The organism is Paenibacillus sp. MER TA 81-3, assembly GCF_023713585.1.
Taxonomy (GTDB): domain Bacteria; phylum Bacillota; class Bacilli; order Paenibacillales; family Paenibacillaceae; genus Paenibacillus_B; species Paenibacillus_B profundus.
This window is the reverse complement of sequence record NZ_JAMAWB010000053.1, coordinates 1-645: the sequence shown is the minus strand read 5'-3', so window position 1 is coordinate 645 and position 645 is coordinate 1. Positions and strand designations below refer to the sequence as shown.

At 47.3% G+C, this 645-nt stretch carries 1 protein-coding gene; it reads left to right on the top strand.

Annotated elements, in window-relative coordinates:
- On the top strand, positions 1-645 hold a 645-nt coding region (locus M3650_RS31160; protein ID WP_251580225.1), incomplete at both ends, for a transposase.

The window sequence follows — 645 nt, the reverse complement described above, 5'->3', positions numbered from 1 at the left end:
GGTGGATCCGGTTCGGATGTTTAAATATCTGCTGCTCAAATCTATCTTCGACTTGTCCGACGTCGATCTGGTCGAGCGTTCAAAATATGATTTGTCCTTCAAGTTGTTTCTCCATATGGCCCCCGAGGAAGCGGTCATCGAGCCCAGCCTACTGACCAAGTTCCGCAAATTACGGCTTAAAGACATGAAGCTGCTGGATCTGTTGATTCAGAAAACCGTGGAAATTGCGATTGTGCAAGGCATTATTCGAAGCAAATCCCTTATTGTAGATTCGACACATACCAAAGCTCGCTATACCCAAAAGACGCCGCAGGAGGTGCTCCGAGAACGCTCCAAAAAGCTAAGAAAAGTTATCTATTCGCTGGATGAATCGATGAAGAATGCCTTTCCAGCCAAACCAGTTACGGATGTCATCGAGGATGAAATCTCCTATTGCCAGCAGCTTGTCGTAGCAATTGAAGAGGATGAGCGTTTTGCCGGACTACCCAAGGTAACGGGACCGCTCAACCTGCTAAAAGAAACGATTGCTGATGATCTGGAGCACTTGCAAACCTCTGCGGACCCGGATGCCAAAGTCGGTCACAAAAGTGCTGATTCTTCGTTTTTCGGATACAAAACTCATATCGCCATGAGCGAGGAACGGAT